Origin of the sequence: Pantoea sp. GbtcB22 (genome assembly GCF_019091025.1) — a bacterium.
Taxonomy (GTDB): Bacteria; Pseudomonadota; Gammaproteobacteria; order Enterobacterales; family Enterobacteriaceae; genus Pantoea; species Pantoea leporis.
On record NZ_JAGXKB010000499.1, the window covers coordinates 1 to 251 of the forward strand.

At 42.6% G+C, this 251-nt stretch carries 1 protein-coding gene; it reads left to right on the forward strand.

Features of this window, described 5'->3' with window-relative positions; all coding sequences use genetic code 11:
- Window positions 1-35: 35 nt before the first annotated feature.
- The coding region (locus tag KVT28_RS25835) for a helix-turn-helix transcriptional regulator (RefSeq protein WP_217551106.1) at window positions 36-251 on the forward strand (216 nt) is incomplete at its 3' end.

Genomic DNA, 251 nt, shown 5'->3' on the forward strand with positions numbered 1-251 from the left:
CTAATTAGATGACGATCGAAATGAGGCGCTGTAATATGCAATTGAATCGTTTAGTAGCTTTTTATAAAACTATGGGAGACCCCACCAGAATCCGGATTGTATTTCTCCTTGCCAAAGGGCCGCTGCATGGCCAGGCGATAGCCGGAAAGCTTGGCTTAACCCCGCCAACTATTACGCACCATCTAAATAAACTGCGGGAAATAAACCTCGTTTATCAAAGGAGAGACAAAAATACTGTTTATTTTTACCTG